The sequence below is a fragment of the Pelotomaculum propionicicum genome (genome assembly GCF_004369225.1).
Lineage (GTDB): Bacteria > Bacillota > Desulfotomaculia > Desulfotomaculales > Pelotomaculaceae > Pelotomaculum_B > Pelotomaculum_B propionicicum.
Genome location: NZ_QFFZ01000002.1, coordinates 120,560 through 146,032 on the forward strand (window position 1 = coordinate 120,560; position 25,473 = coordinate 146,032).

Sequence of the window (25,473 nt, forward strand, 5' to 3'; positions counted from 1 at the left end):
AAATATGAATATAAAAAAACTTTGCCTGACAAGGCCACTGAGCGATATTGAAGTGATTATTGAGCGTAAAAGTGTAAAAAAAATCCGGCTCAAGGTGTTTCCCAACGGTATCGTAAAACTGTCCGCGCCACTTGGCGTACCGGACACATGCATCAGTGATTTTCTTAAAAGTAAAACCAAGTGGATTGAAAAGTCCTTAAATTACTTCAAAGACACATGGGCTATTGAATCTGAAGCAAGAATACAAAACGGGGCATCCACCCGTGTTTTGGGCAGGCAAATCAGGATCATCGTCAATAAAGCGAAAACATACAAAATAGAACAAAAGGAAGGCTGTGTTTACATACAATCCCCAGCTGCCGGGGATAAACAAGCTTTAATAAAACAATTTGAGCGCTGGTGGCAAAAACAGAGCAGGTCATATTTTTTAGTGGTCATAGATAAGTTTTATCCGGTTATCGCCAAACATGACATTGACAGACCGGCTCTTCAGGTTAGAAAGATGAAAACTCTCTGGGGCAGCTGCTCCAGGAAGCACGGCAAGATCAATCTGAATTACTATTTGTACAAAGCTCCGCCGCCCTGTATTGATTATGTTGTTTTACACGAGCTGACACACTTTCTCTATCCCAAACATAATAAAGATTTTTATGAATTTCTGACCGTGCATATGCCGGATTGGCAAGAGCGTAAAAGAATTCTTGATCACGAGATAGTAAAAGGGCTGGGGTACTGATCAGAGATAAACAAGCGGGCGGCTGTTGTTTCGGGTTAGATAACGCGAGAACACTTTTTATGCAATTAGTCTTGAGATTAAAACCTACTTTGAGAGCATGGCTATAAATGATGGGTATCTCCCACCGGCAATATCTAACTGAGAATTCCCTGCTCTCACGAACGCCTGGTATAGCCTCTTCTTACCTAATGGCAGTCTTAGCATTTACATGCCATCGACACTACCCCCTGTTTAATCCTGTCTCACCCCCGTCACTTGTCTCATAAACTGGTCATTTTAGAGGATGATACCCAAAAAGCAACCGACTGGCCGTTCTTTTTAGAAAAAGCAGAGGCTAGACTGGCCATATTAATTAAGTCATCGACAGTGGCAGAAAAATGGGATTCCTTGCGTACTCCATTTCTCTGTCCACCTGCTATGCCGGCGGCCACAGTTATAGGAACGCCCTCCTCTTTTGTCGCATTAGCCATCTCTTCTACTACTTTAGCTGCCCATGCTCCGGCAGTTTCTTTTTTTTCGGTTGTAACAACAATAAACTCATCTCCGGCATAGCGCCCCGGAAAATATAGGCTGTTCAGTGTATTTTTGTTCAAAATCCGACTAATTATTTTGAGGCAGCGGTCTCCATGCACATGGCCATAGGTCTTGTTAATCAAGCCAAAGTCGTTTAAATCAAAAAAGACGACTGTTAGTTCTTTTCCTTGTTTAAGGATATTTTCGGCTAACGCTCTTATATATGGTCCTGTCTTAAGATTGGTCAACGGGTCTGTATGTCTGCCCATTTCTACAAGAATATCAGTTTTTGTAATAATTCCAACCAGCCGGGAGTTTTCTAAAACCGGCAGCCTTTCAATTTTTTTATCTTCTATAATCTCTATTGCATCACACAAAAAAACATCTTTGGAGACATAAATTACATCTTTGGACATAGCATCCGCAACAATGCGATTGGGATGCGTTCGACGCACATCCCTGGACGTAATAATTCCACAAAGTTTTTCGTTATCCAGGACAGGAAGTCCACCTATACCGTGTTTTTCCATTAAAAAGGCGGCTTTTCCCACACTATCCAGAATATTTACCGAAATCACAGGTGATGATATAACATCGCAAACCTTAAGCATTAGAGTTCAACCTCAATGTTAATAGCTAAAACTATGTTTATCCGAGCCTTCAGAACCGACGTCTCAGAAGCGACCTTACACCCTTCCTCCAAAATAATACTTAGCAGCTTTTCCCGGGTAAGCATTTTTGACAAAGACTTGCGAAAGACCACAGCTTCAAAAGATCCCTCTTCCACTTTGAAAATTTCATATTGTTCGGGACTTAATACGTCTATCATACGTTGTATGGCTTCGGGGCCTATTGGAGCTCTCCTGCCAATAAGCAGCACATCCTGGATAGGTGGTATTTCAAACTCAGAAAGCCTTATGGAAATGTGTGCCCTTCTTTCAGTTTCATTTAAACTGGTGGACTCCAATTTTAAAAACACCATCCTTGCCCAGTTGGTTAATTATTTTATCTGACAACTGAATAAACTTTCCCACTAAAAAGGGTTCGAACTGAGAGCCACTGCAACTTTCTAACTCTTTCAAACTCTGTTCCAAGTTCTTGCTTTCCTGATAGGGCCTATCCGAACTCATGGCTTCATAGGCGTCCGCTAAAGCAAGTAATTTTGCGCCAAGTGGTATTTTATTTCCTGGGACTCCATAGTATCCATTACCGTCCCATCTTTCATGATGGTAATTTATCAGAGAAAGAAAAGATCGAGCCCAGGGATAAGGTGTAAGGATCTCGACACCTAGTACCGGATGTTTCTTTACGATTTTCCATTCTTCCTCAATTAATTTTTCTGATTTATTCAGTATCTTGATATCGATTTTGGTCTTTCCTATATCGTGAAGTAATCCAGCGTTTTTAATTAAAAATAGAAATATCTCTTCCTCCGGCAAGTTCAAGTAGTACGCAAAGCTGGCAGCAATTATCGCAACGTTAAGCGAATGTTGATAAATCTCATAACTGTAATCGGCAATATTCTTAACTAAAACACTTAATTCTTCAAGCAACAATTCCATGCCCCTTTCCTTATGTTGTGTTTTTTGTTTCGAAAAAGGGCAAATAAAAAATATACCATTTCTTTCCGCAACCTGACAATCATAGCAGCCGATCTGCTTTAGATTCACGGCTTTGTGTCCCACTCTTTCGAGGTGGTTTACCCTTTATAGAAACAGTAAATCTACTTATATATACATTCTTCAACAATTATACAACTATCTTTTTGCAATATCAATTGTATTACATAAAAACAATTTATTGGTATAGTATTTGTACCATAAGGGCATTTTTTAAAATCAGATATTTCAACAAGGGGATTGTAAAATTAAATGTCTGAATTATTAAGAATATGCGGGAGAAATATTCGCCAATATCGCAAAAAAAAGGACCTAACCCTGGGCAAAATGTCCCGTGGTTTAGGTATCACCGGCGCTTATTTAGGTTACCTTGAAAGAGGACAGAGGAATCCATCGCTTTTAACTCTGGGGAAAATTGCAGATATATTGGAAATTTCACCGGATTTACTCCTGCGAAAGCCTCAAGATAAATTCGATGAGGCACTGAATGGACTACACGACTTGCTTGTTCAGTTCAAAGAAGTTGAACATGTTATTTTTTTAAAGGAAGTAATGGAATCATATTTGAGGCTGTTATTGAAATAACTTAATTTAAACAGGTTATTGTACAACTTTGTTTTTTTACTTTGAGCAGATGAACAACGGAATAATAAGGCTTGGGAGTGTTAATATTGGATACGAGTGGTATAACCCTTCCTCAGCAGTTAATAAGATAGGAATATTTTTATTATTTACTGGAAAAAATAAGTAAAATTTAATCTGTAAAAAACAGCCAATGGCCAATAACTTATAAGTTAAACCCACCCTTTTTTTATTGCCCCGGCGATGACTGTCAGTGCTTCGTCCTTATAAAAGTATTCCTTGTGGCCTTTAACAGGGTCAAAGGGGTTGATGGTAAACTCAATATGTTCATCCAGCTCTTTTTGTATTTTGGGAACCATTTGCGGCAGGGCAATGTCCAGAACGCCCGCGACATTGGTCATACGTCCCACGGCCGGCCTGGTGTCCAGGTCAACCCTGTCCAGTACACCTTGTTTGAACCAGTACAGCGGGCTGCCCACCATAATCAGATGCGAGACCTTTTTAGCGGCAGTTTCATTTTGCTTGAGGGCACAATATGAAACTATGGCGCCCAGGCTGTAGCCTACCAGCACTACCGGCGGGACACAGGCGTCGATCGATTCATAAAGGCGGTTATTTACCGCCCAGTGGGTTTGGTCCAGGCAAAGATAGGTAAAAATATCGCCAAAACTGTCAACCACAATATTTGCAAATTTTTTTGCCGTTTCAATACCTTTTGCAAAAGAAAAACGTTGCAGGCTGGTTTCTTTTGCCGCCGTTTCCCTCAGGGAATCGATTTTCAGCTGGATTGTTTTATCCCTGAGCGCTTCCTCCCTGGGGCCCGGAACCAGGTCGTAATAATAAACTCCTGCGAACTGATCCTCATTCAACTCAATGCCTTGCCCGGCCAGCGCCTGCCGCAGCGGCTCTGACCATGCCTGCCAGTAATTACGGTCATCGCTGTGGCCCATGCCGTGCACAAATAAAATCATCCCAAAGCTGATACCCCCGTGCACTAAATTTATACATAATATTCCGGCGGTATTTTAATTGTCAACCCGGGATGTTAAAACCCGCCACGCAGGCGGGCTTTCGAGTGATTATTTGAGCAAAAAAATCGAGTCCCGGCTGCAGGCCACAAATTCCTCCCTGACATCGCCGCATTGCTTGCAGACAACGGTAAGCACGTCGCAGAGGTCGCTTTGAGAAACATAAACGTCGAACCCCACGGGGTCTTCATTGCCGCAATCGCACATGAATCTAATCATAATATCACCTCTGCCCATTTTCATATGAATTCGACAAAGGCGCCCGTTATCCTCTATTTCTTAATGTTAATATCTGACAGTCTGTTTTCTGGTGGCAAAAAATTTTACCAGCAGCGCTCCGGCTACAAAGCCGCCTATGTGAGCCCAGTAGGCGACACCTTGCGCTGCCTGGGCGGAAAGGCTGGCGGTGCCGCTGAGGATCTGCAGGAAAAACCAGATACCCAGAAATACCACGGCAGGGATAGGCACGATCGGGATAAATATGAAAAGAAATACCAGTGTCAGCACCCTGGCCCGGGGGAAAAGAATCAGGTATGCCCCCAAAACCCCGGCGATGGCGCCGCTGGCGCCGATTAAAGGTGTTTTGGACGCCGGAGAGGACAGGATGTGTGCAATCGTGGCCAAATAACCTGTCAGAAGGTAAAAAACAAGGTATTTGAAATGGCCCATACGGTCTTCAACATTATCACCGAAGATCCAGAGGTAAAGCATGTTGCTTAATACATGCAGCCAACCCCCGTGAAAAAACATGGTGGCCGTCAGCCGCGCCAACTGGTCTGCGTTGAGGCCCACAGTCACAATCTGGGCCGGGATTACCGCGTGGGTATAGATAAACTGGTCCACATGCCTGCCCATAGACAGCTGATAGCCGAATACAACCAGGTTGGTAATAATCAGCAGCACATTGACAATTGGGAAAGTACTGGAAGGGATGTTATCTTTTAAAGGTATCACGGCTTGTTCCTCCACCTGACAAATTCAGTATCATTATACTCTCCTTTGCCCTTTAGTTCCTCCCGCAGCCCAGGAAAACTTTTTTTAGTTTCCCCCGGCGCCAAGATCATTAAAGAAGGGCAATACTGCCAATTTTACTGCAGGTCTAAAGCGGCAAGCACATCCGTCAGGACCTGTCCGGCTTTTTCGTTGATGACCACTTTAGCCAGATAATCAAAGGGCGTAGGCTCTTTGTTGATGATAGCCACCTGCAGGGCCTCTTCCGCCAGCCCCGCGACCGGGTATACCTGAAGGCTGCTCCCGACCACAATAAGAAGCTGGCATAATCTTACAGCCCGGGAGGCCCAGTAAAAGTCCTCTCCCAGCGGGTCCTCAAAAAGCACAACATCCAGGCGCAGCACACCCTGGCATTTTTGACAGCGGGGCGGGTTAATCCCCGAGTTAAACTGGTTGACCAGGACATCCAGGGGATAACTCTTCTCACAATCCATACAATGGCATGTCCGCAGGTGGCCGTGGACTTCCCAGACCGTTTTTGAGCCTGCCTTAAGGTGCAGGCCGTCGATGTTCTGCGTGATCACCCCGGTAAGCAGCCGTTCCCGCTCCAGCCTGGCCAGAGCATGGTGGGCGGCGTTGGGTTGGGCGCCCGCATAGCGTGTCCAGCGGTCCAGGTTTATTGCATAGAAAGTGGCCGGGTCCCGCCTTAAGGCCGATACAGTGGCGACTTTGACCGGGTCGAATTTAGTCCACAGGCCGGTGCCCGGACTGCGAAAATCCGGGATGCCGCTTTCGGTGCTGATACCGGCGCCGGTAAGGGCCAGTGTATAAGTCGATTTTTCTATAAGTCCGGCCAATAATTGAATCTTTTGATCATAGTTCATTTTTTCACCCTGTTTCCACTTTATAATTCCGATTCGCACCTGACATTTTTTCCTGCATTTTAATACTATCATAATAACCACCGGCAGCAAATATAAATCCCGGCGTTACCGGGACTTATTCTTCCGGGATATAATCAACTAAATCATCCAGGGTGATTTCAGGGCAGTAAGGCTGTAACTTTTCTTTGATTCTGCACAATGCTGCCAGGGTAGGCTGAATTTTTTGTTCCTCCCATCTCTCCACGATCCAGGCGGAAAAACCGGTAACCCCGGTAAATTGCTTGTACTCCTGCAGGCCTGACTGCTGCCGCCAATACTTGACTCTATTTTTTAAAGGCATATGGTAAAACCCTCCCGCCCAATATTCTATGCAAAAAAGATTATGTAATGTCTGTTAATATTCTATTGAAAAGTAGGATTTACCAGAAAACTGTCGAAAGGATCAAGTCTGATAATACTATAATACTGAAAGGAACCAGGACTATGCCTTACAAATTGTTTTTCCTGCTGCTAATCGCAGCCTCCCTGCTTTCCGGGTGCGGCAGGGTTACCACCAACGCCGCGGCGACCCCGGATGAACCACAAAGCCGGACAAGCGCTTCAACTACAGAAAATGAACCGGCGCCCGCGCCTCCAGTCCCGGCAGACCCGAATAAGAAAGTCTACCTCACCTTTGACGACGGGCCAAACTCACACTACACCGGGCTGGTCCTTGATATCTTAAAAAGATACAATGTAAAAGCCACTTTCGTTGTCATAGGAAGCAACGTTGAAAAAAATCCGGCGGTCTTGCAAAGGATCCTGGATGAAGGACACAACCTGGTTAACCACACTTACAGCCACGATTATAAAATCATCTATGCCAGCCCCCAGGCTTTTCTGGCCGACCTTGAAAAATGCAATAACGCCATAGGTAAAACCGGGCATGAAGCAAAAATTTATCGAGCTCCCGGCGGCCCTTCAAAAATGGAAAAATCTTATTATGACTATTTAAGCCGGTACGGTTACAAATCACTGGAGTGGAATGTTTCATCCGCTGACAGCGACCCTAGAGGCGTGAGTCCCGAGCAAATCATTAATAATGTGAAAAACGGCGTTATACAAATGGAAAAAGCGGGCAGGCCGCCGATTATCCTGATGCATGACGGTACCGAGATTAATATAAACGTGGAAAATCCTGGCGCCGCAGTCCAGAATTATATTAAAAGCCGCGAGAGCGATATAGCCGCGCTGCCGGTGATAATTGAATTTTTGCAGGCCAGAGGCTATACCTTTGCAGGTGTGGATGCAAACACCCCTTCGGCCTGGTAAAAAGTTCCGGGAGGCAGAAGGACTGTCCCCCTGCTTCCTTTAATCTAATGGGTCGATTTCCTCTAATGATTTACCAAAGTAAATGCTGCCCGCGGCCAATAAAAAGTTGAGAGCGGCGAAAAACAGGTAAACCAGGCTAAGTCCCGCGTAGTCTTTTAACAAAAAGTGGCCGCCATACAAAAGGATCCCGTATAAAAAGTAGCTTTTTGCTTTTTTTCTGGAACTGAAAGTTGACTCCAACAGGGATGCCGCTGCGGTTTCCAAGGCAGCCCTAAGCTTTTTGCCGGCAGTCTCAACCGTTGTGCCGGACACAGCCGCGCTGCCCAGAAAAGCTGCGGAGCCGGCCTGCCGGGCCAAATCCATCAGCCTGTACCTGTCTACAGGCTTTATGTTTATGCCTCTGCGGGCAAACTCCCTGATTACCGGCAAAACCCCGGGCCCAAATTCCCCGGTGGTAACAAAAAGGCCATTTTTGTACCCGCCAAGCTGCAGGGCGCCGGCAAAAGCCCGGATCTCCCCGGGCAAAGCTTTATTGCCGGCTTCCAGAAGCCTGCAGTGAACAGCCAGGGGGCTCCCCTTATACACAGCCTCCAGGTCATACCCCTGGTCATGGTCCTGCTCCCCTGTTTTCCCTTCTGACTTCAGATTAACCTGCTGGAAACCAGGCAGCCTGGTTAAAATGTCCCGGACGTAAGTCCGAAAATCTTTTTGCGGGTTCATCTGTAAAATGTCTTCCATGAACTTTTGACCGGCCAACCAGAGGCTCTGCTGGTATTTACGCCTCTTTTCCCTAAGTCCTGAAACCTTTTTCAGAAAAAAGGCCGCCGCGGCTAAAACAGGAACTGACATTATCAGTGACGCGGCAGGCCTGCCGGTAAGGTTTGCCAGAAGCACAAAGCTTGCCAGCCATACCAGCAGCAGCCCTCCAACAATATCCACAGTTCTGCCCAGCATGGACCTGGTATCTTCCTTGGGTTTCCGTAAAAAATACCGCACGGCGGCCCGCCTGCCCTGCCGTTCCCGCCAGCGCCTGAAATTCATCCGGAAACTCCGGCCTTTGAAAATAAACAATCCGTGCATTTTAAATCTTTTCAATCTTTCCGCAACCTCCACAACCTTTTATGATCATTTTGTCCACTTTACAGGAAATTCTTACCTGGACCGGTCAAAATGTTGAGACAAGGGCATTGAGACAAGGGGACGGTTCTCTTGTCTCACTTGTCTCATGATTTATTTATTACCGGACACTCCACGAAAGTTTTTATCCTTTACTAGCGGGAGTTTATGTTGTTTAATGTTAATATCGTTAAAAATATACCGGGAGGCAGCGACAAATGCTCTATGAAAGCACCAGAGGACAATATGGGCGGGTTTCAGCGGCAGAGGCCATTAAGCTGGGGCTGGCGCCGGACGGAGGGCTTTTCGTACCCTGCCGGGATGTAATCTTCACTGAAGAGCGGCTTATAAGTATGGCCGGCCTGAGTTACCAGGACAGGGCCATTCGAATCCTGGAAGAATACCTCGGCGATTATACCAGGGAAGAGATCGCGGCCTGTGTGAAGTTGGCCTACAGTGCTGAAAAGTTTGACGCCCCGGCAACAGCGCCGGTGCGCAAGTTGGATGATTCCCTATATGTTCTAGAATTATGGCACGGCCCCACCTGCGCCTTTAAAGACATGGCCCTGCAAATCCTGCCCCACCTTTTGACCCGGGCGGCGGCAAAAACAGGAGAGAAGTCATCTATTGTGATTCTGGTGGCGACCTCCGGCGACACCGGCAAGGCTGCCTTAGAAGGCTTTAAGGATGTGCCGGGGACCAGGATTATAGTTTTTTACCCGGAGCAGGGTGTCAGCGAGGTGCAAAAACTTCAGATGATCACCCAGGAAGGAAACAACGTGGCCGTGGTCGCTGTACGAGGCAACTTCGACGACGCCCAGACCGGTGTCAAGAGTATATTTGCTGACAAGGATTTTAACCAGGAACTGCAAAACAATAATTACAGGCTGTCTTCAGCCAATTCCATCAACTGGGGCCGGTTAGTGCCGCAAATCTCATATTACTTCTCTGCTTATCTCGATCTTCTGGCCAAAGGCGAAGTAAATCGCGGTGAAAAAATAAATTTTGTGGTGCCCACAGGCAATTTCGGCAATATCCTGGCTGCTTATTATGCCAGGGAAATGGGACTTCCCGTCAACAAGCTGATCTGCGCCGCTAATTCCAACAACGTCCTTACAGACTTCATACGCACCGGTGTATACGACCGCACCAGGCGGTTTTTAAAGACGATTTCTCCTTCTATGGACATCCTTATCTCCAGCAACCTGGAACGGCTGCTCTACCATCTTTCCGGCCGCAACCCGGAGAAAATCCGCCAGTGGATGGGTAGTTTAAACAAGACCGGCCAGTATCAGGTTGATGAAACTGTTTACAAACCGATCGGGCGGATATTTTGGTCTGATTTTGCCTCCGACAGCGACACTCTGGCAACAATCAAAGCTGTGCATCAGCGTTACGGGTACGTTATGGACACCCATACCGCGGTGGGGATGAGAGTCTATGAAAGATACCGCGAAGAAACCGGTGACGGGACTAAAACAGTTATAGCCTCAACCGCCAGCCCGTTCAAATTCAATGAAAGCGTTGTTAAAGCCATCCTGGGGGAAGATGCTGTCAAGGGCAAAAACGAGCTGGAACTGCTGGAAGTTTTAGCAGTAAAAAGCCGCCTTGAGATCCCGGCCGGGCTCCGGAACCTGGATCAAAAGCCAGTGTTATTTAAAAATGTGGTCAGTAAAGAAGAAATGACTGAGGCTGTCAGGAATCTATTGTTGAAAAGTTAAAAAGCATAAAAATTCAAAATTCCCGATAAATACACAAGGGCAGGCAAAACCTGTCCTTATCTGTTTATGACTCTATCCCTGGTCACAGATGGCAATATCTAAAAGACCAATATTCTTTTATAAAAAAAGAGTGAAAGTTACCCGCCACTTTCGTTTTGTTTTGCTCGTTTTAATCAAGGCTTTTAGTATATACCTGCTTTTCCCTGCTTCTGCCTTGTGAGCCGCCCAGCATCTGGCCGGCCACGGCCGCCGCCAGGTTGAGGGGAATATCCCAGGCACTGAGGCCAAGCCTTACCCGGAGGAAGATAATCAGCGGAATGGACAGGTGAACTGCCAGGAACCAGTTGGCGGAGAACTTTTTCACTGTGGCCCGCCACCGCCCCAAAGGCAGGTTGCAGATAAAGGAGAAAACAGCGAGGCCCGCGGCTGCAAGTATACTATGGGGCATATAACTCACCTGCTCGTTGATTATAACAATATTATAACTGAATAGGGCCCGGACAGCGTAAAAAGTTTCTGAATTCAAGGTTGCTTGTTTTTCAACATTTCTATCACCAGGGCGTCCGTTGGGAAAGCCAGCGGCGGAGGGTCAGAAAGGTCAAAGTAAGCAACCTCGTCCAGATCTGCCCGGGCTTCTAACTGACCGCCGGCCACTTCCGCCAGGAACCAGATGCCCACAGTATGGGACTCAGGGTTGTGAAAATTAGACTGCACCGTAAACACCCTGTTTATTTTCACCTCAAGGTTTGTCTCTTCCTTAAACTCCCGTACCGCGGCGTCAAACACATCCTCGTCATATTCCACATAGCCGCACGGTATGCACCAAAGTCCGCGGTAGCTGCTGTTTCGCTTCCCCAGCAGGATGCGGCCGTCCCGGTCAAAAACAATCACAGCCACTCCCACCACAGGATTTTCGTAAAAGATGTATTGACAGCCGGCGCAGGTAAGCCTGTCCCTGTCCCCATAGCTTTTGTATGCTAAAACACCGCCGCACTTCGGGCAGAAAAAGTATCTCTGTTTCATTCACCCGCACCCCTCAAAGCACATTATAAACTATAAATGTTAATCCCGAATAAAAAAATTTATGGCTGGTTTTCAAAAACCAGCCATGGCATGTCTTCTTTTTATTTTAAGAGGTATGCTGTTCAAAATAAGCGTGGGCGTGTACTGTGAAGCTGAAACATTGAATATCTTACCCTTTATCACCGGCTCAAAACCCGCCTGACAGGCTTTTTCCAGCGGGCAGAACCAACTGTCAAGATAGCTCATGTCTTTATTTTCTTTGATTTTTTTATAATCAAGCCTGGCCGTCAGCACCGGCCTCAACCCCCATTATTAAAACTATGTTAAGGCTAGATAAATTTATGTAAATATTATATTAAGCGATTGTTAAAAAAGTGAAAATAAAATATTACCTAAATCCGTACTTTGCTTCCGCACCCTTAATGGTGTTTCTAGTGCCCGCTACAGGTTACGATAGACTTTTTCAGTTATCCAGCTTTTGGGTTTTCCCATTTCTTGTACGGTTACCCACCTGAGAAGCCAACACCTGTTCGCTTGCGCTATGTTCAAATTTCCTCATTCAGCCTCTACCGTTGCATCAAAAGGCCAATGACCACTTGCTTGCAATCAAGCCGGTGGTCTTTGGATTCTTCAATGATCCGCTTGCATTCAGCCATGAAATTAAAGCCCGGTAGTAGTAGTGGTGGAGATGGAGTTCTTTAAAGCAGGGCGCATAGAACACAAACCTGGATTGGCCAGGTCTTTATTTTTTATTTTCTTGACAAGCCTAAAACAAGACTTGCATAAAATCTCACAATTATCAAGTGAAACTAATCCATTGTTATCGATGGGATGCACCTCCCAGCCCCCTGAACCATTAAAACCTCTTCTATTCCAGATTAATATGTTTTGACATTTTTGCCCGTGATTATGATAGGAGCATTTACATTCACACCTTCTGCCCGAACGATTATATGCTTCCAGGGCAATACTCTTTGGAAACACCTGAACCCAAAACCTCCCTTTAAAGGTAGTGATAATTAAAGGTAAAATATTGATCATGTCAACAACGCAAGCTACCTAGTTCTCCCTTTTACGAAGTCCGACCGGCAGGGTTGTCATTTATTAAACACGGGTTTAATTTACTTATATCAGTTGCAAAATTATAAGATTTTATCTGCAAGTTGCCGTCCCTGTCCAGTTCGGCCCTTAGTCCGCTGATCTTCCCCGTTACCCGGCCTGTTCGCCTGCCGATCCTGATAATTATTCCCTCGTTACACTCGCCTATCTTGACTGTACCCCCTCTCTCCGACCTCAATAATTGTCCGCACGCCCATCTCAGTGCCTGCCTCGCCAATCACAACGCTGCCGCCGGCATGGATCTCGCCGCCACGGAACACGCCGTTAATCCTAACGCTGCCGCCGGCACGTATATTTGTGTTAAAGCAGCCCTTACCGCGTATAGATACATCTCCGGTCGCAAAGATACGACAGTTAATAGCGCCGCCGATCTCTAAATTAGCTTTTTGAGTTCTCATGCCTTTAAAGTATTCCCGAGCAAATCCGATGCCCTGAAGGATCTGACAAAGGTTTTCAATGCTGGAAATTTGGTACGGATTAGTCAGACTCCCGGACATTGCCGCGAATTATGACTAAGCTGCCTTTAAAGCATATATTCCCCGTCTGAATGTCCACATCCCCATCGTGAAAAAGAACATCTTCCACATAAATGAGGTAAGCTTCACTTCAATCAAGTCTGTAGACGACACCTGTACCTGGTTGCTATTTAAAAAGCCGTTTACATAAAGCTCAACCCCCGGCCCGGAAGTAATAGTAGCCGGGCTGCCCGAATCTGCCGGGTCACGCACATATATCCTGCCTTCCTTCACCCAGGCCGCTCCGTTCTTCGGATCCGGCTCAGTCGAAGGACTAAGAGCATTATCCGGATTATCAACAATAGCTTCTATCATGGCCTCTTCTAAAAGCCTGATTATTTCTTTTTCTGGAATCATTTCACTCTGTTACCTTTCTGCTTTTCAAACAAAAATCCATATTTAAAGCTTTTAAGATATAAATCCCAATCACTTTTCTGTTCAGCTAATACCTTACAAAATGCAGATACGACTTTTTCGACAGTCCTAATAGTCAATAGGACTTATGTCCTATATTCATCTTACAGAAACAAAATATTTGTATTCACTTAATAGGTTCTAAAACAGTTACTTGTTTTTCTTTCTTACTTTTGTTTAAAATGGTTATTTTTGAAGCCTTAAAACCATAATTGACAGGACCGCCGTTCCATATTCCTTCACATGCACGGTATGGCATGTTGTCTCGTTCAGCAGTTTCATGTTCAAGTTGAGCAAAAATAGCCACAAGATCCAACATAGGGTCGAAGAGATTTTGGGGGTTAACATAAAATTAATGATTCGGTAATTGACAGTTAACTTTATAATAATACACTTATGTCGGCAGGTTTCAGGATAAAAAATCTGGCAATCAGTTCAGACAGATATGTGGCTATGGCCTGGAGTGGACGTGCACATCCGCTACCTGCGCCAGAAAATTAAAAAAGACCCCGCCAGCCCGGAATACATCGAAACGGTGCGAAGCGTCGGTTACCGTATCTGCTGGGAAAAATAAAAACGTGTGGCTGTAATATAAGCCACTTAAAATAACAAAAAAATCAGAGGTACCAAGGAGGAGAAGGAATTGTTAAAGAAATCAAGATTAATGGCGATTGCCGTGCTGTGCCTGGCCGCTCTGATCGTGCTGGCAGGCTGCGGCGGCGGCAAACAGGCCCCTGACAACAAGGCCCGGCAGTTATCCGGCAACGTCACCGCGGTGGGCTCCACAGCCATTCAGCCCCTGGCGGAGCAGGCTGCGACCCAGTTTATGGCCAAAAATCCAGGCGTCAAGGTTGTGGTACAGGGCGGCGGCAGCGGTGTGGGACTCACCCAGGTTGCCCAGGGAGCGGCTGACATCGGCAACTCGGACATCTTTGCCGAGGAAAAAAGCGGTATCGACGCCGCCCAGCTGGTTGACCACCAGGTCGCGGTAGTGGGTATGGCCGCGGTGATTAACCCGGCCATAAAGATTGACAACCTCACCAGGCAGCAGCTGGTGGACATTTTCACCGGCAAGATCACCAACTGGAGCGGTGTCGGCGGCGCTGATCAGAAAATCGTACTGGTAAACCGGCCCAAGGCCTCGGGTACGCGGGCAACTTTTAAGAAATACGCTCTTGGCGGCGCTGAGGAAGCCAACGGTATTGAAGAAGATTCTTCCGGCACGGTCCGCAAGATTATTAAAGAGACACCCGGCGCCATCGGCTATCTGGCCCTCTCTTACCTGGACAACAGCGTTAAGGCAGTCAGCCTCGACGGTGTCGCGCCCACCAAGGACAATATCGTCACCGGCAAATATCCGGTATGGGCTTATATGCACTGCTATACCAAAGAGAAACCAAGTGGAGCGGTTGATGCCTTCTTGAATTACATGATGTCGGATGATGTGCAGAAAAACATTGTTCCCCAGCTTGGTTATATTCCCGGCACCGACATGAAAATTGTCAGGGACGCCAGCGGCAACATTAAGAATAAGTAATACGGCGTTTATTATTCCAGGGGCGGCCCGGCGGCCCGGCCCGCCTCCTTTTCTCTAGATTTTCATATAAAATATCATGTTAATTAATGGCAAGGAGGATCGCTCCTTGCTTTAAATTCAATAATTATCTGTATATTTGCTGTTGGGGGTCAACCTATGAAACCTATGACGGACAGCCAGCCTTAAAAGCATTTCTGAAAAAGCGGCCCAGTTAAAGCGTTATGCCAAGTCCATTCCGGCAGCATCGTTGTGAAGGACAGGAGAAGTCGCGAGGCTTAACATAAAATTAATAAAATAGTAATTTGCAATTAACTTTATAATTATAAACTGTGATCGGCAGGATAGTCCTAGACAAGGTGGGAATAAAAGTGCCGCTAATCCTGGCTGTTGATGACGAGGCTAATATTCTGGAGCTTTTGAAGTATAACCTGACCAAAGAAGGTTACCAGTTTATCGGAGTTACCAACGGCAGTGACGCCATAAAGGCCGCCGGCGAAGAAAAACCTGACCTGATCATTCTGGACATTATGCTGCCTGAATTGGACGGCTGGGACGTACTCCGTATTTTAAAATTCAACAAAGAAACCATGTCCATACCTGTAATCATGTTGAGCGCCAAGGGCGATGTTCTTGACAAAGTGCTGGGGCTGGAACTGGGCGCCGACGACTACGTCACCAAACCGTTTTCGCCAAGGGAAATCCTGGCCAGGGTAAAAGCACACTTACGACGCAAGCGCCAACCCCCGCCCAGTGAAGAAGCAAAAGAAGAAATCCGGATTAAAAACCTGGTAATAAGACCGGACCGTTATGTTGCGACTCTGAATGGCAAAAAACTTGATCTTACTCCAAAAGAGTTTGAGCTGCTGCACCTGCTGGCCGCGAACCCCGGCCGGGTCTTTACCAGAGACATCCTGCTGGAAAGAATCTGGGGTTATGACCGGGTCAGGGAAACCCGCACCGTGGACGTGCATATCCGCTACCTGCGCCAGAAAATCGAAAAAGACCCCGCCAGCCCGGAATACATCGAAACGGTGCGCAGTGTCGGCTACCGCGCCTGCCCGGAAAAATAAAAACGTGCGGTTTGGGAGACTCTTACAATGAACCTGCTTTACAAAGCACTTAACTTAAGCGGCAGTGAAAAACTCGGCAGAATTCTCACAACGGGCGCCGCTGCGATTGCAATTATCTCTACCATAACCATAGTCTTTTTTATTTCCAGCAAGGGCCTTTCTACTTTTCTGGTTAATGGTGTAAGTGTCAAGGACTTCCTTTTTTCCACTCACTGGCTGCCCGACCGCCTGCCGGAAGAAGGCGGGCCGCAAGTCGGTGTGCTGGTTTTTATTTTCGGTTCTTTAACCGTATCGCTGCTGGCCGTGCTGTTAAGCGCGCCGCTCAGTGTCGCCTGCGCGGTTTTCATTGCCGAGATAGCGCCCAACTGGGGCCAGCGGGTGCTGCAGCCTGCCATTGAAATTTTGGCGGGTATTCCATCTGTTGTTTACGGGTATATCGGTTTGAGCGTCTTGGTACCTTTTATCCGCAATAATATCGGAGGGCTTGGCTTCAGTGTGCTGGCCGGTTTTCTGGTCCTCTCCGTGATGATCCTGCCTACCATAGTAAGCATCTCCACCGACACCTTGAGAGCGCTGCCCGGCGAGTGGAAGGAGGCGGCATACGCCCTGGGCGCCACCCGCTGGCAGGCGATTCGAATGGTGCTCCTACCTGCGGCGCGCTCAGGTATTATGACCGGTATTGTTCTTGGCCTGGCCAGGGCTTTCGGTGAGGCGCTGGCGGTCCAAATGGTCATCGGCAATACCAGAAAGATTCCCGGGTCTATCCTGGACCCTGTGATTACCCTCACCAGCGCCATTACCATGGATATGGGCAATACACCGATGGGCTCCCTTTGGAATAACTCCCTCTGGTCAATGGGTCTTTTGCTGCTAATAATGTCTTTCTTCTTTATCGTGATGATCCGGTTTATCGCCTTAAAAGGAGGCGCCGCCAGATGAATTCCCGCATTGCCGACAGAATTGCCACCGTCATGTTTTGGGCCGGGGCACTGGTCGTAATCATCATATTAGGTTCACTGACAGGATATGTGCTTTACCACGGGGGGAAGTCCATCAGTTGGGACTTTCTTACCAAACCTCCCCAGGTAGTCAGGGCCGGAGGCGGTATCGGGCCGCAGATCTTCAATTCCTTTTACCTGCTGGTTCTATCCATGGCCTATACCATCCCCATGGGCCTGCTGGTCGGTATTTACTTGGCTGAATACGCAGGCAGCAACAGGTGGACAGAGATAGTGAGGCTCTCTATCGAAACATTGAACTCACTTCCTTCCATTGTGGTCGGACTCTTCGGCCTGCTCGTTTTTGTAAATATGACAGGCTGGGGTTATTCACTGATATCCGGCGCCCTGGCCCTCACCGTAATCAACCTCCCCCTTATGATCAGGATCACCGAGGAGTCAATCCGCGGCGTACCCGCCAGTTTGCGCGAAGCCAGCCTGGCTCTAGGCGCCAACCGCTGGCAGACCATCATCAAGGTTGTGCTGCCCGGCGCCTTCCCCGGGCTGGTCAGCGGGGCTATTATCACATCCGGCCGGGTCTTCGGTGAGGCCGCCGCTCTATTGTTTACAGCCGGCATGTCCAGCCCGGCTTTGGATTTCAGCAACTGGAACATTTTCGATTCGTCTTCGCCTTTGAATCCATTTCGCCCGGCGGAAACACTGGCCGTGCACATCTGGAAAGTCAACACCGAGGGTCTGATCCCGGATTTAAGAAGGGTCGCGGACGGCTCCGCGGCGGTGCTGATCCTGGTGGTGCTCGGTTTCAACCTGGCTGCACGCTACCTGGGCAGAATAATATACAGGCGCATGTCGGCCACATAAGGAACCAGGAAAGGGGAAGCGAAGTGAAAATTGCGGTCATATCAGACCTGCATGCCAACATTACAGCGCTTGAAGCGGTTCTGAACGACATTGATGGAAAGGAGGCGGACATGGTTGTTTGCGCCGGTGATTTGGCCGGTTACCTGCCCTTCCCCAATGAGGTGATTGACCTGGTAAGAAGAAGAAATATATGCTGTGTCATGGGCAATTATGACGACGCCATCGGGAATAAGCGCGTGGTATGCGGCTGCGCATATAAGAATGAAAAGGCCAGAGTGGCCGGTGAGCGCTCCCTGGCCTGGACCAGTGAGCGTGTAACCGAAGAAAACAAATCTTTTTTACGGGGACTCCCCCATGAAATAGATCTAAGCATAAACAGCCGGACAGTAAAAATTGTACACGGCAGCCCTCATCATTTAAATGAATACCTGACTGATGACATAAGTGAAGTTTACTTAAAAGAACTTCTCGCCCAAACCCGCACAGATGTGCTGATCTGCGGCCATACCCACATTCCTTACCATAAGGATTTGGCTAACGGCAAACACGTGGTCAACGCGGGCAGCGTAGGCAAGCCTAAACACGGCGACCCGCGGGCGGTTTATACCGTGCTGGAGATTGCTGAAGTTGTTGTTGTTAAGTTTTATAAAGTGCAGTACGACTTTGCCGGCGCGGCCGGGGCTATCTTATCCGCCGGGCTGCCGGAAGAGTTTGCCGCTGAGATACTTACAGGCAGGGCGTTATACTAATTAGACATCCATGCTGCAGACACTGCATCAGCAAAGGATGAAAGCAACCGGGATTTGATTTCAATTGAACACGGCACATTAGTGCCTTATCCAGGCAAGTGAATTGTTGAACCGGTGGGCATAATCCGGCTTGAAATCCCAATTTTTTTTAGCTCAGCTGCCAGTTTTCCGCTGTTTTCAACATTACAGTGGCCCAAAATGACTTCTGTTCTACCGGCAAAAGGCGCAAGCAAGTATTGTAAATCCTCCCAATCAGGATGAGCTTTCCATGTGATTTTTTTGACTGACGCTCCAATAATGAAAGGTTCACCGCTGTTTTCAGGGAGAAAAATCCGTTCTCCTGATAATAGACGGGCGCCTATAGTTCCAGCAGCTTGAGAGCCGGTAAGTATGATTGAATTCCTTTCGTCTTCAGCCAGAAGTCTGAACCATTTTTCAGAAGGGCCGGCGCTCAACATGGCATCCGGCATAACGATAATGGCAGGCTTGCTAATTTTTGCCGGTTCAAATCCGGCGGGAAGAATATTGAACTTACTCATATCCAAACCCTGGAGAAATGATTTACCTTCAGCAGATAAACCTTCGTGATAGTCTTGATAATATTTTAAGGCGTCTGTAAGGCCTTTATCGATGTATACCGGCACACCGGACAGGGATATTTGAAGTAAACAGGACACCATTTCCTGACCGCGTCCTATGCGCGGCACAGGCAATAGCGCGGCGCCGCCGTTCCGCATGCAGTGTTCAAGCGCCAATAACAGTTCTTCCTCTTGCTTTGCCTGCCGCATGGACTGCGCCCCATAGGCTGAATTTATGATTATGGCTGAAATGTCTGCAGGCAGTTGCGGCGGTATTAACAGCCGGTTTTCCCTGCAGATGTCGCCAGTGTACAACAGTTTATGACTCTTTCCGGTAACAAGTATCCATGCCGAGCCCGGCATATGTCCTGACGGTCCCATTTCAACATCAAAAGAACCGATGGTGAAGACTTTGCCGAATTCCTGCGGGGAAAAAAACAGGGAATTAACATCTTCTTTGCTGTATGGCGGGCAAAAGTTCGCATTTTCTACGGCTCCTCTCCAAGACGCGCAATACATGGGAGTCAGAGCGGCGGTGAGGCGATGACAATACACCGGCACTTTAAGCCCCTGCTTTACAAGAAGCGGCAAAGCCGCTGAATGATCCTCATGCGCGTGGGATAGAACAACTCCTTCTACCCTACTCAACATCTCCAGTTCCATTTGAGGATATCGTCCCGCGTATGTACCCGCAAAGACCCTTTGAACTCCAAAATCCAAAAGTATGGAATGAGTTCCTTCACTGATCAAATAGGCTGTGCGGCCTTGTTCAGCCGATCCCCCGCCGCAGAAAATATCCATCCGCTTTTTCACTCCTCTCGATTACTAATCCGCACAGGAAAAACTGGCCGCGTCGGGAATCATGCCGGTCAGCAATTCAATAAATGCCAGTTCCGCATAGCTATCTTCCTGATGGCGAAGAGAAACTAAAACAAAGTTTCTCCTTATACTCTCCAGACGGGCCATTGGTACTTCGACCAACTGGTTATTTTTCAATTCACTCTGTATGGAGATGCTGCTGATTAGAGAAATGCCCACATGTTCCTCTACAGCGCGCTTAATTGTTTCGTGGTTTCCCAGTTCCAGTAGTGTGGAAATGGATATGTTCTCCCTGTGAAAAAACTTCTCAACCATGGAACGCATGGCCGAACCGGGCCGGGAATGGATAAAAACATCCCCTTTCGTGAGCTCCAGGGGTTCCACCATCGCCCGGCCGCACCACGGGTGGCCCGGCCAGACGACCAGCGACATGCGATCGGTGGCTACAGGGCGAAAATCCAGCATCGTATCGGCCGTCCAGTTCAGGTTTTCGCCGACAAGAGCCAGATCCACATTCTTTGTACGGACCCGTTCAACCATCTCATAACCATATCCGGTCTGAACAGACAGGCGGATATGAGGATAAATTTCCTTAAACCTCCTGATTACAGGCGGCAGAAGATAGCTGCCTGCCAGGGTAGAAGCCCCGATGGCCAACTGTCCTTCCGCCAGACAGCGCATATCCGTTAACTTCTGAGGAATGGTGTCAAGTATGGTAAGGACCTCCATCGCCCAGTCATACAAAGCCCTGCCCTCGGGTGTAACGGAACAGCGTCTGCCGGGACGGGAGAATAGAGTGACTCCGTAGTATTGCTCTAAAGCAGCTATTTGCTGGCTGACCGAAGCCTGCGCCATATACAGTCTTTCGGCCGCCCGGCGGAAAGACATCTCCTCGACAACAGCGCAAAAGGTCCGTAGTTGTTGCAAGGTCATAGAATCACCTTTATTGATAACATTTACCTTATCAATTGGTTTGTTTATTCTAGGTGGTTAGGAGCGATTCCTTCATTTAAAATATATGGAAAGAGATATTTTACAAATTAAAGGAGGTATGGTGTTGTCAACAGTAGCCGGTACAGAAAAACCTTCCGGGTTTATAATGCCGAAAGGTGAAAAGACAGCTTTTGAGCGGTGGATGAAGTATCTGGGCATACCCGTTGCCCTTGCGGTCTTCGGATTGCTCTACTCTGTGCCTACCCCGGCAGGGCTGACGGTGCAGGGCATGACTGCCACAGGTGTGTTTCTGGGAGCTTTGGTTCTCTGGGTATCAGAAGCTATTCCAACCTATGCGACTTCCTTACTGACGATCATCGCCCTGGCAATAACCGGGGCATGGGATGAGAACTCCATCCTCGGTGTGTTTGGTTATGACGTCATCTGGCTCATGGTATCTGCTTTCATTATTGTATCGGGGATGGAAAAGAGCGGCGTGGCCAAGCGTATTGCCCTTTTCATGGTCAGCCGGTTTGGCAACACAGCCCGCAAAGCCCTTTTGGTCATGCTTTTTACCAACTTCATCCTGGCTTTTATCGTCCCTTCCACCACCGCCCGGGCAGCGGTTTTGCTCCCGATTGCCATTGTTCTGGCACAAGCTTACGGGGCGGTTCCCGGGCAATCGAACTTCGGGCGCCTGCTGATGATCCAGGAACTTCAGGTAAACAACATAAGTACTTCCGGGATTCTTACGGCCACGGCGCCGCAAATCATGGCCGTCGGCTTTATCAAGGACTTGGCCGGTGTGCAGGTAAGCTGGATGAGCTGGCTGATAGCAGCCATGCCGGTAGCGATCGTAACCATGATTATCAGCTACCTCGTGGGCTTACTTTTATACCCGCCTGAGGTAAGCGCCCCCAAAGGCAAGGGAATAGCTGATATGCGTGAGGAGCTGAAATCGCAGGGAAAGATAAATAAGGACGAGTGGAAAGCCCTGGTGATTTTTGCCCTGACCATTTTCCTCTGGGCGACCGGTCCCTATCACGTTAAAATGTTCGGTATCAACATATCCCTCGTTATGACTGCTGTCATCGCCGCCACTTTGTTTTATCTTCCCTTCATCGGAATTATAGACTGGAAAAAGACCAGTATCCCCTGGGATTTGATGATCTTCAGTTGTGGCGCTTATGCCGCCGGGATGGCTCTGGAAAAATCCGGAGCGGCGTCATGGGGGCTGGAAAAAATATTCGGCGCTATGGACCTGACAAAAATCAATTTCATCGTTTTATTCGCAATCGTGATGTTTATCGCCAGTTTCAGTCACATGCTTTTTACTTCAAAGACCGTTCGTGCGGTTATTCTGATTCCCGCCATTATCGGGCTGGCCAAAATAACCGGCCACAACCCTATCGCCCTGGCTTTACCTGCCGCTTTTACCATCGCTGACAGTATTACATTGCCGCCGAACTGCAAGCCGAACTTGATCTTTTATTCCACCGGTCAGTTCAGTGTATTAAACCAGTTGTCTTACGGACTTATCGTTTTAGTAGGAAAGTGGCTGGTGCTTTGCCTTGCCTCTCTTACCTGGTTCAAATGGATCGGGTTGTATTAAGCGTGAAAGGGGGAAATAGAATATGAAAAGGTATTTAATTTTCTTATTTGCGCTCTTGCTGCTCCTGTCAGCAGCCTGTCCCGCGCTGGCCGGAAGCGTCACGAATACATCGGTAAACTGGAAAATAACACCGGACGGTGATGATGCCGCCCTGGAGGCAGTCTGGGTGGGCAAGCCCGATGATCAGGGCAACGTTTACCTGCCTGTTCCTCCCGGCAAGGCGACATGGGAAAAGACCGAAATAAAAGACGGGATACTGTCGTCGGAAAAACCGTCCGACTTTTTATCGGAAGGGAATAAAGTGCACCGTTGGCAGGTAAAGCCCTCCGGGGAGGAAACGACCTTAAAAGTTATTTACAAGCTACCTAAATTGTTTGCCCCAAAGGAAAGCGAGGGCAGTTCGGAGGGAGGGCCGACTCAGAGGGGCGATATCAGGAATATAAAATTCTCTTTTGAGAACACACTTCCCAATGGTATATCCAGCTATAATCTCACAGTCGTACTGCCTCAGGGTTACGAAGTTTTTAGAGTTGTCTCACCTAAAAAGTATTCCTTGACACAAAAAGATGGAATCTCGCAGCTTTCTGTAAGCCTGAAGGGGAAGGATGGGTCTTTTGGGATCCTGCCGGGCAAGACGAGTGATCTGGAATTTGATTACGTGAAAACCGGTAAGGGCCTGGGTCCGCTCTGGGTTGGAATTATTGCGCTTTCCGCAATCTTCCTTTATTTTCGCCGTGATGTACTCAAGCCTGGGGCAGGAGGAAAACAGTGAAGCGATATAAAGCCGTTCTCTTTAGTATTGACGGGCTGGGCGACCACCCGGTCGAACAATTGCAAGGACTGACACCACTGGAGGCGGCAGACCGGCCCGCCCTGAACGCTCTGGCTAAAGAAGGGATACTTGGTATTGTCGACCCGTATGCTCCAGGAGTACCTTGTGGGACAGACACGGGGCATCTATGCATGCTGGGTTACGATCCTTATAAAATTTACACCGGCCGCGGACCTATTGAGGCAATGGGGGCCGGGCTGGAGCTTGCCGCCGGTGACGTGGCCTTTCGCTGCAACTTTGCCACTGTAGACGGGAATGGAATTGTGGTTGACCGCCGTGCGGGCAGGATCCGGGAGGGTACGAGGGATCTGGCCAATGTTCTTGACGGCATCGACCTGGGGGATGGTATCACTGCCAGATTCGCCCCCGCTACTGAACACAGGGCTGTCCTCGTATTGCGCGGTCCCTGTCTGACAGCCAGGGTTTCTGATTCAGATCCTGGCGGCAAGAACGAGGGAAAGCCGGCCGGTCTTGTCAGTCCGCTCGACAAATCCGAGGAAGCAGGAAGAACAGCCCGGGCGCTGCAAAAATTTCTTGACCTCGCCCGGAAGCGTCTGGATAATCACCCGGTAAATAAAAAGCGCGTATCCGCCGGACTGTTACCGGCAAATGCGGTGCTGACCCGCGGCGGCGGGATAATGACCACGCTCACACCCATCGCGGCAACTTACAATGGACTGAAGGGCGCTGTTATATCCGGGGAGGCTACTGTTCTAGCGATAGCTAAAATGGCGGGTTTCCACGCTGCGACCCATGCCTCCATGACAGGCTCATATGATTTCAACCCTATTGTCAAAGCCAGGATGGCGCTGGATTTAATCAGGAACTACGACCTGGTGCTCATCCATGTAAAAGCTCCGGACCTGGCAGGGCATGACGGACGATGGGATCTTAAAAAAGAAACTATCGAGCGGGTAGACAGTTTGGTGGGAACAGTACGATCTATTGTTGAATGCGATACCTATATCGCTGTGACTGCAGATCATTCCACCCCATGCCGGGTGGGCGAACACAGCGGAGATCCTGTTCCGTCTTTAATCTGGGGGCCTGGAATACGTACCGACAGCCAGGAAACTTTTGGCGAACGGACCTGTGCCAAAGGTGGTCTGGGTCGCATAACAGGAAACCAGTTTTTCCACTCTTTACTTGACCACATGGGATTTATGCCTAAATTTGGCGCTTAACATGATTGTTGCTTTAGTCATTTAGGCTGGTCCACTCACCTGTGACCATATAAATTACTGCTTCCCCGATGTTCGCAGCGTGGCCGGCGATCCTTTCCAGGCAGTGAGTGGCGTAAAGCAGCTGGACCGCCATGTCGGCCTTGTTTGGATCCTCCCTGATGGTATCTACAAGAATGTTAAAGTACTTTTTGTTAAGCCCGTTAATTTCTCCCTCCATGTGCATGCTATCTTTAGCTTTTGCCACATCGGAAGCCGAGTACGAATTAGTGGCGCTGGTAACCAAACCCTTTACATTAAAACCTATCTGTGACAGCAGTGAAAGATCTTCTATAGTCCTCCTGCCATGCAGCCGCAGTGTCGACTTGGCCATTTTCTCAGCACAGTCGCCCATTCCCTCAAGGTCAGTGGCAGTTTGCATGTCTGCCTGGATACCTCTCAAATCTATCGCCTGGGGCCGGTGCTGCGCTAAAAGCCTGAGACATTTATTCTGCACGTCAATTGTAAGCCCGTCAATTTCATCATCACCAGCAATAACCTGCTGCGCGAGATCAACATCATCTTCTATCAATGACACAATTGCCTGGCAGACTGATTTTTCAATCAAAGCGCCCATTCGAAGTATCTCGGATTTAAGCTCCTCCAACTCGTTGTCCAAAATAGTGTTGTGCATAACGTTCCTCCATTAAATATGAGAATACTAAAAAATAGTGCATAGACTCATTATAGCAATGAAACTCATATGGATTTAAACATTTCTATGTCAAGGATACTTTAAATCCAGTCAAAAAACTAATAATAATTTTATAT

General features: G+C 47.9%; 30 protein-coding genes, 1 pseudogene and 1 riboswitch. Of the genes and pseudogenes, 13 read left to right on the forward strand and 18 right to left on the reverse strand.

Features of this window, described 5'->3' with window-relative positions:
* The first annotated feature begins 4 nt into the window (after positions 1 to 4).
* Positions 5 to 736, forward strand: coding sequence for a M48 family metallopeptidase (locus Pmgp_RS01700; protein ID WP_134212232.1), 732 nt, complete (start codon positions 5 to 7; stop codon positions 734 to 736).
* A gap of 260 nt (positions 737 to 996) precedes the next feature.
* On the opposite strand, the gene Pmgp_RS01705 is transcribed toward Pmgp_RS01700, so the two are convergent.
* The 3 genes from Pmgp_RS01705 to Pmgp_RS01715 are packed head-to-tail and all read right to left on the reverse strand — an operon-like array spanning position 997 to position 2,805.
* A complete protein-coding gene (locus Pmgp_RS01705; RefSeq protein WP_134212233.1) occupies positions 997 to 1,860 on the reverse strand; it encodes a CBS domain-containing protein in 864 nt (287 codons plus the stop codon).
* Positions 1,860 to 2,216 (reverse strand): hypothetical protein, encoded by a 357-nt coding sequence (locus tag Pmgp_RS01710; RefSeq protein ID WP_243119682.1) that lies wholly within the window; start codon positions 2,214 to 2,216, stop codon positions 1,860 to 1,862. Before Pmgp_RS01710 ends, Pmgp_RS01705 begins: the two co-directional genes overlap by 1 nt.
* Positions 2,194 to 2,805 carry an HD-GYP domain-containing protein gene (locus tag Pmgp_RS01715; RefSeq protein ID WP_192902726.1) on the reverse strand — a complete coding sequence of 204 codons (612 nt, stop codon included), beginning with the start codon at positions 2,803 to 2,805 and terminating at the stop codon, positions 2,194 to 2,196. Before Pmgp_RS01715 ends, Pmgp_RS01710 begins: the two co-directional genes overlap by 23 nt.
* 69 nt (positions 2,806 to 2,874) lie before the next feature.
* Positions 2,875 to 2,963: riboswitch (cyclic di-GMP riboswitch) on the reverse strand.
* Positions 2,964 to 3,120: 157 nt separating this feature from the next.
* Between Pmgp_RS01715 and Pmgp_RS01720 the strand changes: the two genes are divergently transcribed.
* Complete coding sequence (locus tag Pmgp_RS01720; protein WP_134212236.1) at positions 3,121 to 3,453, forward strand: helix-turn-helix domain-containing protein; 333 nt, start codon at positions 3,121 to 3,123, stop codon at positions 3,451 to 3,453.
* 209 nt (positions 3,454 to 3,662) lie between these two features.
* Here Pmgp_RS01720 and Pmgp_RS01725 read toward each other — a convergent pair whose 3' ends face one another.
* The 5 genes from Pmgp_RS01725 to Pmgp_RS01745 form a co-directional block, all read right to left on the reverse strand.
* Positions 3,663 to 4,421, reverse strand: a complete 759-nt coding sequence (locus tag Pmgp_RS01725; RefSeq protein ID WP_134212237.1) for a hypothetical protein — start codon at positions 4,419 to 4,421, stop codon at positions 3,663 to 3,665.
* Between the two features lie 108 nt (positions 4,422 to 4,529).
* Entirely contained in the window at positions 4,530 to 4,697 is a 168-nt protein-coding gene (locus tag Pmgp_RS19590; protein WP_192902727.1) for a hypothetical protein, read from the reverse strand.
* Positions 4,698 to 4,763: 66 nt separating this feature from the next.
* Positions 4,764 to 5,432: a rhomboid family intramembrane serine protease gene (locus Pmgp_RS01735; RefSeq protein ID WP_192902728.1), complete on the reverse strand. Its 669-nt coding sequence runs from the start codon at positions 5,430 to 5,432 to the stop codon at positions 4,764 to 4,766.
* 134 nt (positions 5,433 to 5,566) lie between these two features.
* Positions 5,567 to 6,313, reverse strand: a complete 747-nt coding sequence (locus tag Pmgp_RS01740) for an SIR2 family NAD-dependent protein deacylase (protein ID WP_134212289.1) — start codon at positions 6,311 to 6,313, stop codon at positions 5,567 to 5,569.
* A 115-nt stretch (positions 6,314 to 6,428) separates the two neighbouring features.
* On the reverse strand, positions 6,429 to 6,653 hold the full coding sequence (locus Pmgp_RS01745) for a hypothetical protein (protein WP_134212239.1): 225 nt from the start codon (positions 6,651 to 6,653) through the stop codon (positions 6,429 to 6,431).
* Positions 6,654 to 6,796: 143 nt separating this feature from the next.
* Between Pmgp_RS01745 and Pmgp_RS01750 the strand changes: the two genes are divergently transcribed.
* Positions 6,797 to 7,624 (forward strand): polysaccharide deacetylase family protein, encoded by an 828-nt coding sequence (locus Pmgp_RS01750; RefSeq protein ID WP_192902729.1) that lies wholly within the window; start codon positions 6,797 to 6,799, stop codon positions 7,622 to 7,624.
* Positions 7,625 to 7,663: 39 nt separating this feature from the next.
* Here Pmgp_RS01750 and Pmgp_RS01755 read toward each other — a convergent pair whose 3' ends face one another.
* Entirely contained in the window at positions 7,664 to 8,719 is a 1,056-nt protein-coding gene (locus Pmgp_RS01755) for a restriction endonuclease (protein ID WP_134212241.1), read from the reverse strand.
* A gap of 239 nt (positions 8,720 to 8,958) precedes the next feature.
* On the opposite strand from Pmgp_RS01755, the gene thrC reads away from it, so the two are divergent.
* Positions 8,959 to 10,461 (forward strand): threonine synthase, encoded by a 1,503-nt coding sequence (gene thrC / locus Pmgp_RS01760; RefSeq protein WP_134212242.1) that lies wholly within the window; start codon positions 8,959 to 8,961, stop codon positions 10,459 to 10,461.
* A 169-nt stretch (positions 10,462 to 10,630) separates the two neighbouring features.
* On the opposite strand, the gene Pmgp_RS01765 is transcribed toward thrC, so the two are convergent.
* The 6 genes from Pmgp_RS01765 to Pmgp_RS01790 all read right to left on the reverse strand — a co-directional run bounded on the left by Pmgp_RS01765 (position 10,631) and on the right by Pmgp_RS01790 (position 13,839).
* The gene (locus Pmgp_RS01765; RefSeq protein ID WP_134212290.1) at positions 10,631 to 10,909 is read right to left on the reverse strand and encodes a hypothetical protein; all 279 of its coding nucleotides are present in this window, start codon (positions 10,907 to 10,909) and stop codon (positions 10,631 to 10,633) included.
* Between the two features lie 74 nt (positions 10,910 to 10,983).
* Positions 10,984 to 11,484, reverse strand: coding sequence for an NUDIX hydrolase (locus Pmgp_RS01770; RefSeq protein ID WP_134212243.1), 501 nt, complete (start codon positions 11,482 to 11,484; stop codon positions 10,984 to 10,986).
* Between the two features lie 72 nt (positions 11,485 to 11,556).
* Positions 11,557 to 11,778: a hypothetical protein gene (locus Pmgp_RS01775; protein WP_134212244.1), complete on the reverse strand. Its 222-nt coding sequence runs from the start codon at positions 11,776 to 11,778 to the stop codon at positions 11,557 to 11,559.
* 959 nt (positions 11,779 to 12,737) lie between these two features.
* Positions 12,738 to 13,001 (reverse strand): FapA family protein, encoded by a 264-nt coding sequence (locus Pmgp_RS01780; RefSeq protein WP_192902730.1) that lies wholly within the window; start codon positions 12,999 to 13,001, stop codon positions 12,738 to 12,740.
* 79 nt (positions 13,002 to 13,080) lie between these two features.
* Positions 13,081 to 13,188, reverse strand: a complete 108-nt coding sequence (locus Pmgp_RS20760) for a FapA family protein (protein ID WP_192902731.1) — start codon at positions 13,186 to 13,188, stop codon at positions 13,081 to 13,083.
* Between the two features lie 471 nt (positions 13,189 to 13,659).
* On the reverse strand, positions 13,660 to 13,839 hold the full coding sequence (locus tag Pmgp_RS01790; protein WP_153189172.1) for a hypothetical protein: 180 nt from the start codon (positions 13,837 to 13,839) through the stop codon (positions 13,660 to 13,662).
* A 156-nt stretch (positions 13,840 to 13,995) separates the two neighbouring features.
* Between Pmgp_RS01790 and Pmgp_RS01795 the strand changes: the two are divergent.
* The 6 genes and pseudogenes from Pmgp_RS01795 to Pmgp_RS01820 form a co-directional block, all read left to right on the forward strand.
* Positions 13,996 to 14,106 (forward strand): annotated as a pseudogene (locus tag Pmgp_RS01795) (winged helix-turn-helix domain-containing protein); the annotation flags it as partial.
* 90 nt (positions 14,107 to 14,196) lie between these two features.
* A complete protein-coding gene (locus Pmgp_RS01800) occupies positions 14,197 to 15,069 on the forward strand; it encodes a phosphate ABC transporter substrate-binding protein (RefSeq protein WP_134212292.1) in 873 nt (290 codons plus the stop codon).
* A 368-nt stretch (positions 15,070 to 15,437) separates the two neighbouring features.
* Entirely contained in the window at positions 15,438 to 16,139 is a 702-nt protein-coding gene (locus tag Pmgp_RS01805; RefSeq protein ID WP_134212247.1) for a response regulator transcription factor, read from the forward strand.
* A 27-nt stretch (positions 16,140 to 16,166) separates the two neighbouring features.
* The gene (gene pstC, locus Pmgp_RS01810; protein ID WP_134212248.1) at positions 16,167 to 17,078 is read left to right on the forward strand and encodes a phosphate ABC transporter permease subunit PstC; all 912 of its coding nucleotides are present in this window, start codon (positions 16,167 to 16,169) and stop codon (positions 17,076 to 17,078) included.
* Positions 17,075 to 17,959: a phosphate ABC transporter permease PstA gene (gene pstA, locus Pmgp_RS01815; RefSeq protein ID WP_134212249.1), complete on the forward strand. Its 885-nt coding sequence runs from the start codon at positions 17,075 to 17,077 to the stop codon at positions 17,957 to 17,959. The genes pstC and pstA overlap by 4 nt, the downstream gene beginning before the upstream one ends.
* A gap of 23 nt (positions 17,960 to 17,982) precedes the next feature.
* A complete protein-coding gene (locus Pmgp_RS01820) occupies positions 17,983 to 18,708 on the forward strand; it encodes a metallophosphoesterase family protein (protein ID WP_134212250.1) in 726 nt (241 codons plus the stop codon).
* 86 nt (positions 18,709 to 18,794) lie between these two features.
* Here the strand turns inward: Pmgp_RS01820 and Pmgp_RS01825 are convergent, their stop codons facing one another.
* Positions 18,795 to 20,087, reverse strand: coding sequence for an MBL fold metallo-hydrolase (locus Pmgp_RS01825; RefSeq protein ID WP_153189173.1), 1,293 nt, complete (start codon positions 20,085 to 20,087; stop codon positions 18,795 to 18,797).
* 24 nt (positions 20,088 to 20,111) lie between these two features.
* On the reverse strand, positions 20,112 to 21,032 hold the full coding sequence (locus Pmgp_RS01830; protein WP_192902732.1) for a LysR family transcriptional regulator: 921 nt from the start codon (positions 21,030 to 21,032) through the stop codon (positions 20,112 to 20,114).
* 130 nt (positions 21,033 to 21,162) lie between these two features.
* Here Pmgp_RS01830 and Pmgp_RS01835 point away from each other — a divergent pair, with 130 nt between their 5' ends.
* From Pmgp_RS01835 to apgM, 3 genes are read left to right on the forward strand one after another with little or no spacing between them, the layout of a single operon-like run.
* Positions 21,163 to 22,650, forward strand: coding sequence for an SLC13 family permease (locus tag Pmgp_RS01835; protein WP_243119684.1), 1,488 nt, complete (start codon positions 21,163 to 21,165; stop codon positions 22,648 to 22,650).
* 22 nt (positions 22,651 to 22,672) lie between these two features.
* Positions 22,673 to 23,422 (forward strand): hypothetical protein, encoded by a 750-nt coding sequence (locus tag Pmgp_RS01840; protein ID WP_134212253.1) that lies wholly within the window; start codon positions 22,673 to 22,675, stop codon positions 23,420 to 23,422.
* On the forward strand, positions 23,419 to 24,666 hold the full coding sequence (gene apgM / locus Pmgp_RS01845; protein ID WP_134212254.1) for a 2,3-bisphosphoglycerate-independent phosphoglycerate mutase: 1,248 nt from the start codon (positions 23,419 to 23,421) through the stop codon (positions 24,664 to 24,666). The genes Pmgp_RS01840 and apgM overlap by 4 nt, the downstream gene beginning before the upstream one ends.
* Before the next feature lie 13 nt (positions 24,667 to 24,679).
* Here the strand turns inward: apgM and phoU are convergent, their stop codons facing one another.
* Positions 24,680 to 25,336 (reverse strand): phosphate signaling complex protein PhoU, encoded by a 657-nt coding sequence (gene phoU, locus Pmgp_RS01850; protein ID WP_134212255.1) that lies wholly within the window; start codon positions 25,334 to 25,336, stop codon positions 24,680 to 24,682.
* Positions 25,337 to 25,473: the final 137 nt, after the last annotated feature.

Coding starts and splice junctions, on each gene's coding strand:
- Pmgp_RS01745 (WP_134212239.1), bottom strand. CDS start 6,653: ATGCCTTTAAAAAATAGAGTCAAGTATTGGCGGCAGCAGTCAGGCCTG.
- phoU (WP_134212255.1), bottom strand. CDS start 25,336: ATGCACAACACTATTTTGGACAACGAGTTGGAGGAGCTTAAATCCGAG.
- pstA (WP_134212249.1), top strand. CDS start 17,075: ATGAATTCCCGCATTGCCGACAGAATTGCCACCGTCATGTTTTGGGCC.
- Pmgp_RS01800 (WP_134212292.1), top strand. CDS start 14,197: ATGGCGATTGCCGTGCTGTGCCTGGCCGCTCTGATCGTGCTGGCAGGC.
- Pmgp_RS01840 (WP_134212253.1), top strand. CDS start 22,673: ATGAAAAGGTATTTAATTTTCTTATTTGCGCTCTTGCTGCTCCTGTCA.
- Pmgp_RS01720 (WP_134212236.1), top strand. CDS start 3,121: ATGTCTGAATTATTAAGAATATGCGGGAGAAATATTCGCCAATATCGC.
- pstC (WP_134212248.1), top strand. CDS start 16,167: ATGAACCTGCTTTACAAAGCACTTAACTTAAGCGGCAGTGAAAAACTC.
- Pmgp_RS01780 (WP_192902730.1), bottom strand. CDS start 13,001: ATGAGAACTCAAAAAGCTAATTTAGAGATCGGCGGCGCTATTAACTGT.
- Pmgp_RS01770 (WP_134212243.1), bottom strand. CDS start 11,484: ATGAAACAGAGATACTTTTTCTGCCCGAAGTGCGGCGGTGTTTTAGCA.
- Pmgp_RS01725 (WP_134212237.1), bottom strand. CDS start 4,421: ATGATTTTATTTGTGCACGGCATGGGCCACAGCGATGACCGTAATTAC.
- Pmgp_RS01740 (WP_134212289.1), bottom strand. CDS start 6,313: ATGAACTATGATCAAAAGATTCAATTATTGGCCGGACTTATAGAAAAA.
- Pmgp_RS01750 (WP_192902729.1), top strand. CDS start 6,797: ATGCCTTACAAATTGTTTTTCCTGCTGCTAATCGCAGCCTCCCTGCTT.
- Pmgp_RS01705 (WP_134212233.1), bottom strand. CDS start 1,860: ATGCTTAAGGTTTGCGATGTTATATCATCACCTGTGATTTCGGTAAAT.
- thrC (WP_134212242.1), top strand. CDS start 8,959: ATGCTCTATGAAAGCACCAGAGGACAATATGGGCGGGTTTCAGCGGCA.
- Pmgp_RS19590 (WP_192902727.1), bottom strand. CDS start 4,697: ATGATTAGATTCATGTGCGATTGCGGCAATGAAGACCCCGTGGGGTTC.
- Pmgp_RS01825 (WP_153189173.1), bottom strand. CDS start 20,087: ATGGATATTTTCTGCGGCGGGGGATCGGCTGAACAAGGCCGCACAGCC.
- Pmgp_RS01700 (WP_134212232.1), top strand. CDS start 5: ATGAATATAAAAAAACTTTGCCTGACAAGGCCACTGAGCGATATTGAA.
- Pmgp_RS01765 (WP_134212290.1), bottom strand. CDS start 10,909: ATGCCCCATAGTATACTTGCAGCCGCGGGCCTCGCTGTTTTCTCCTTT.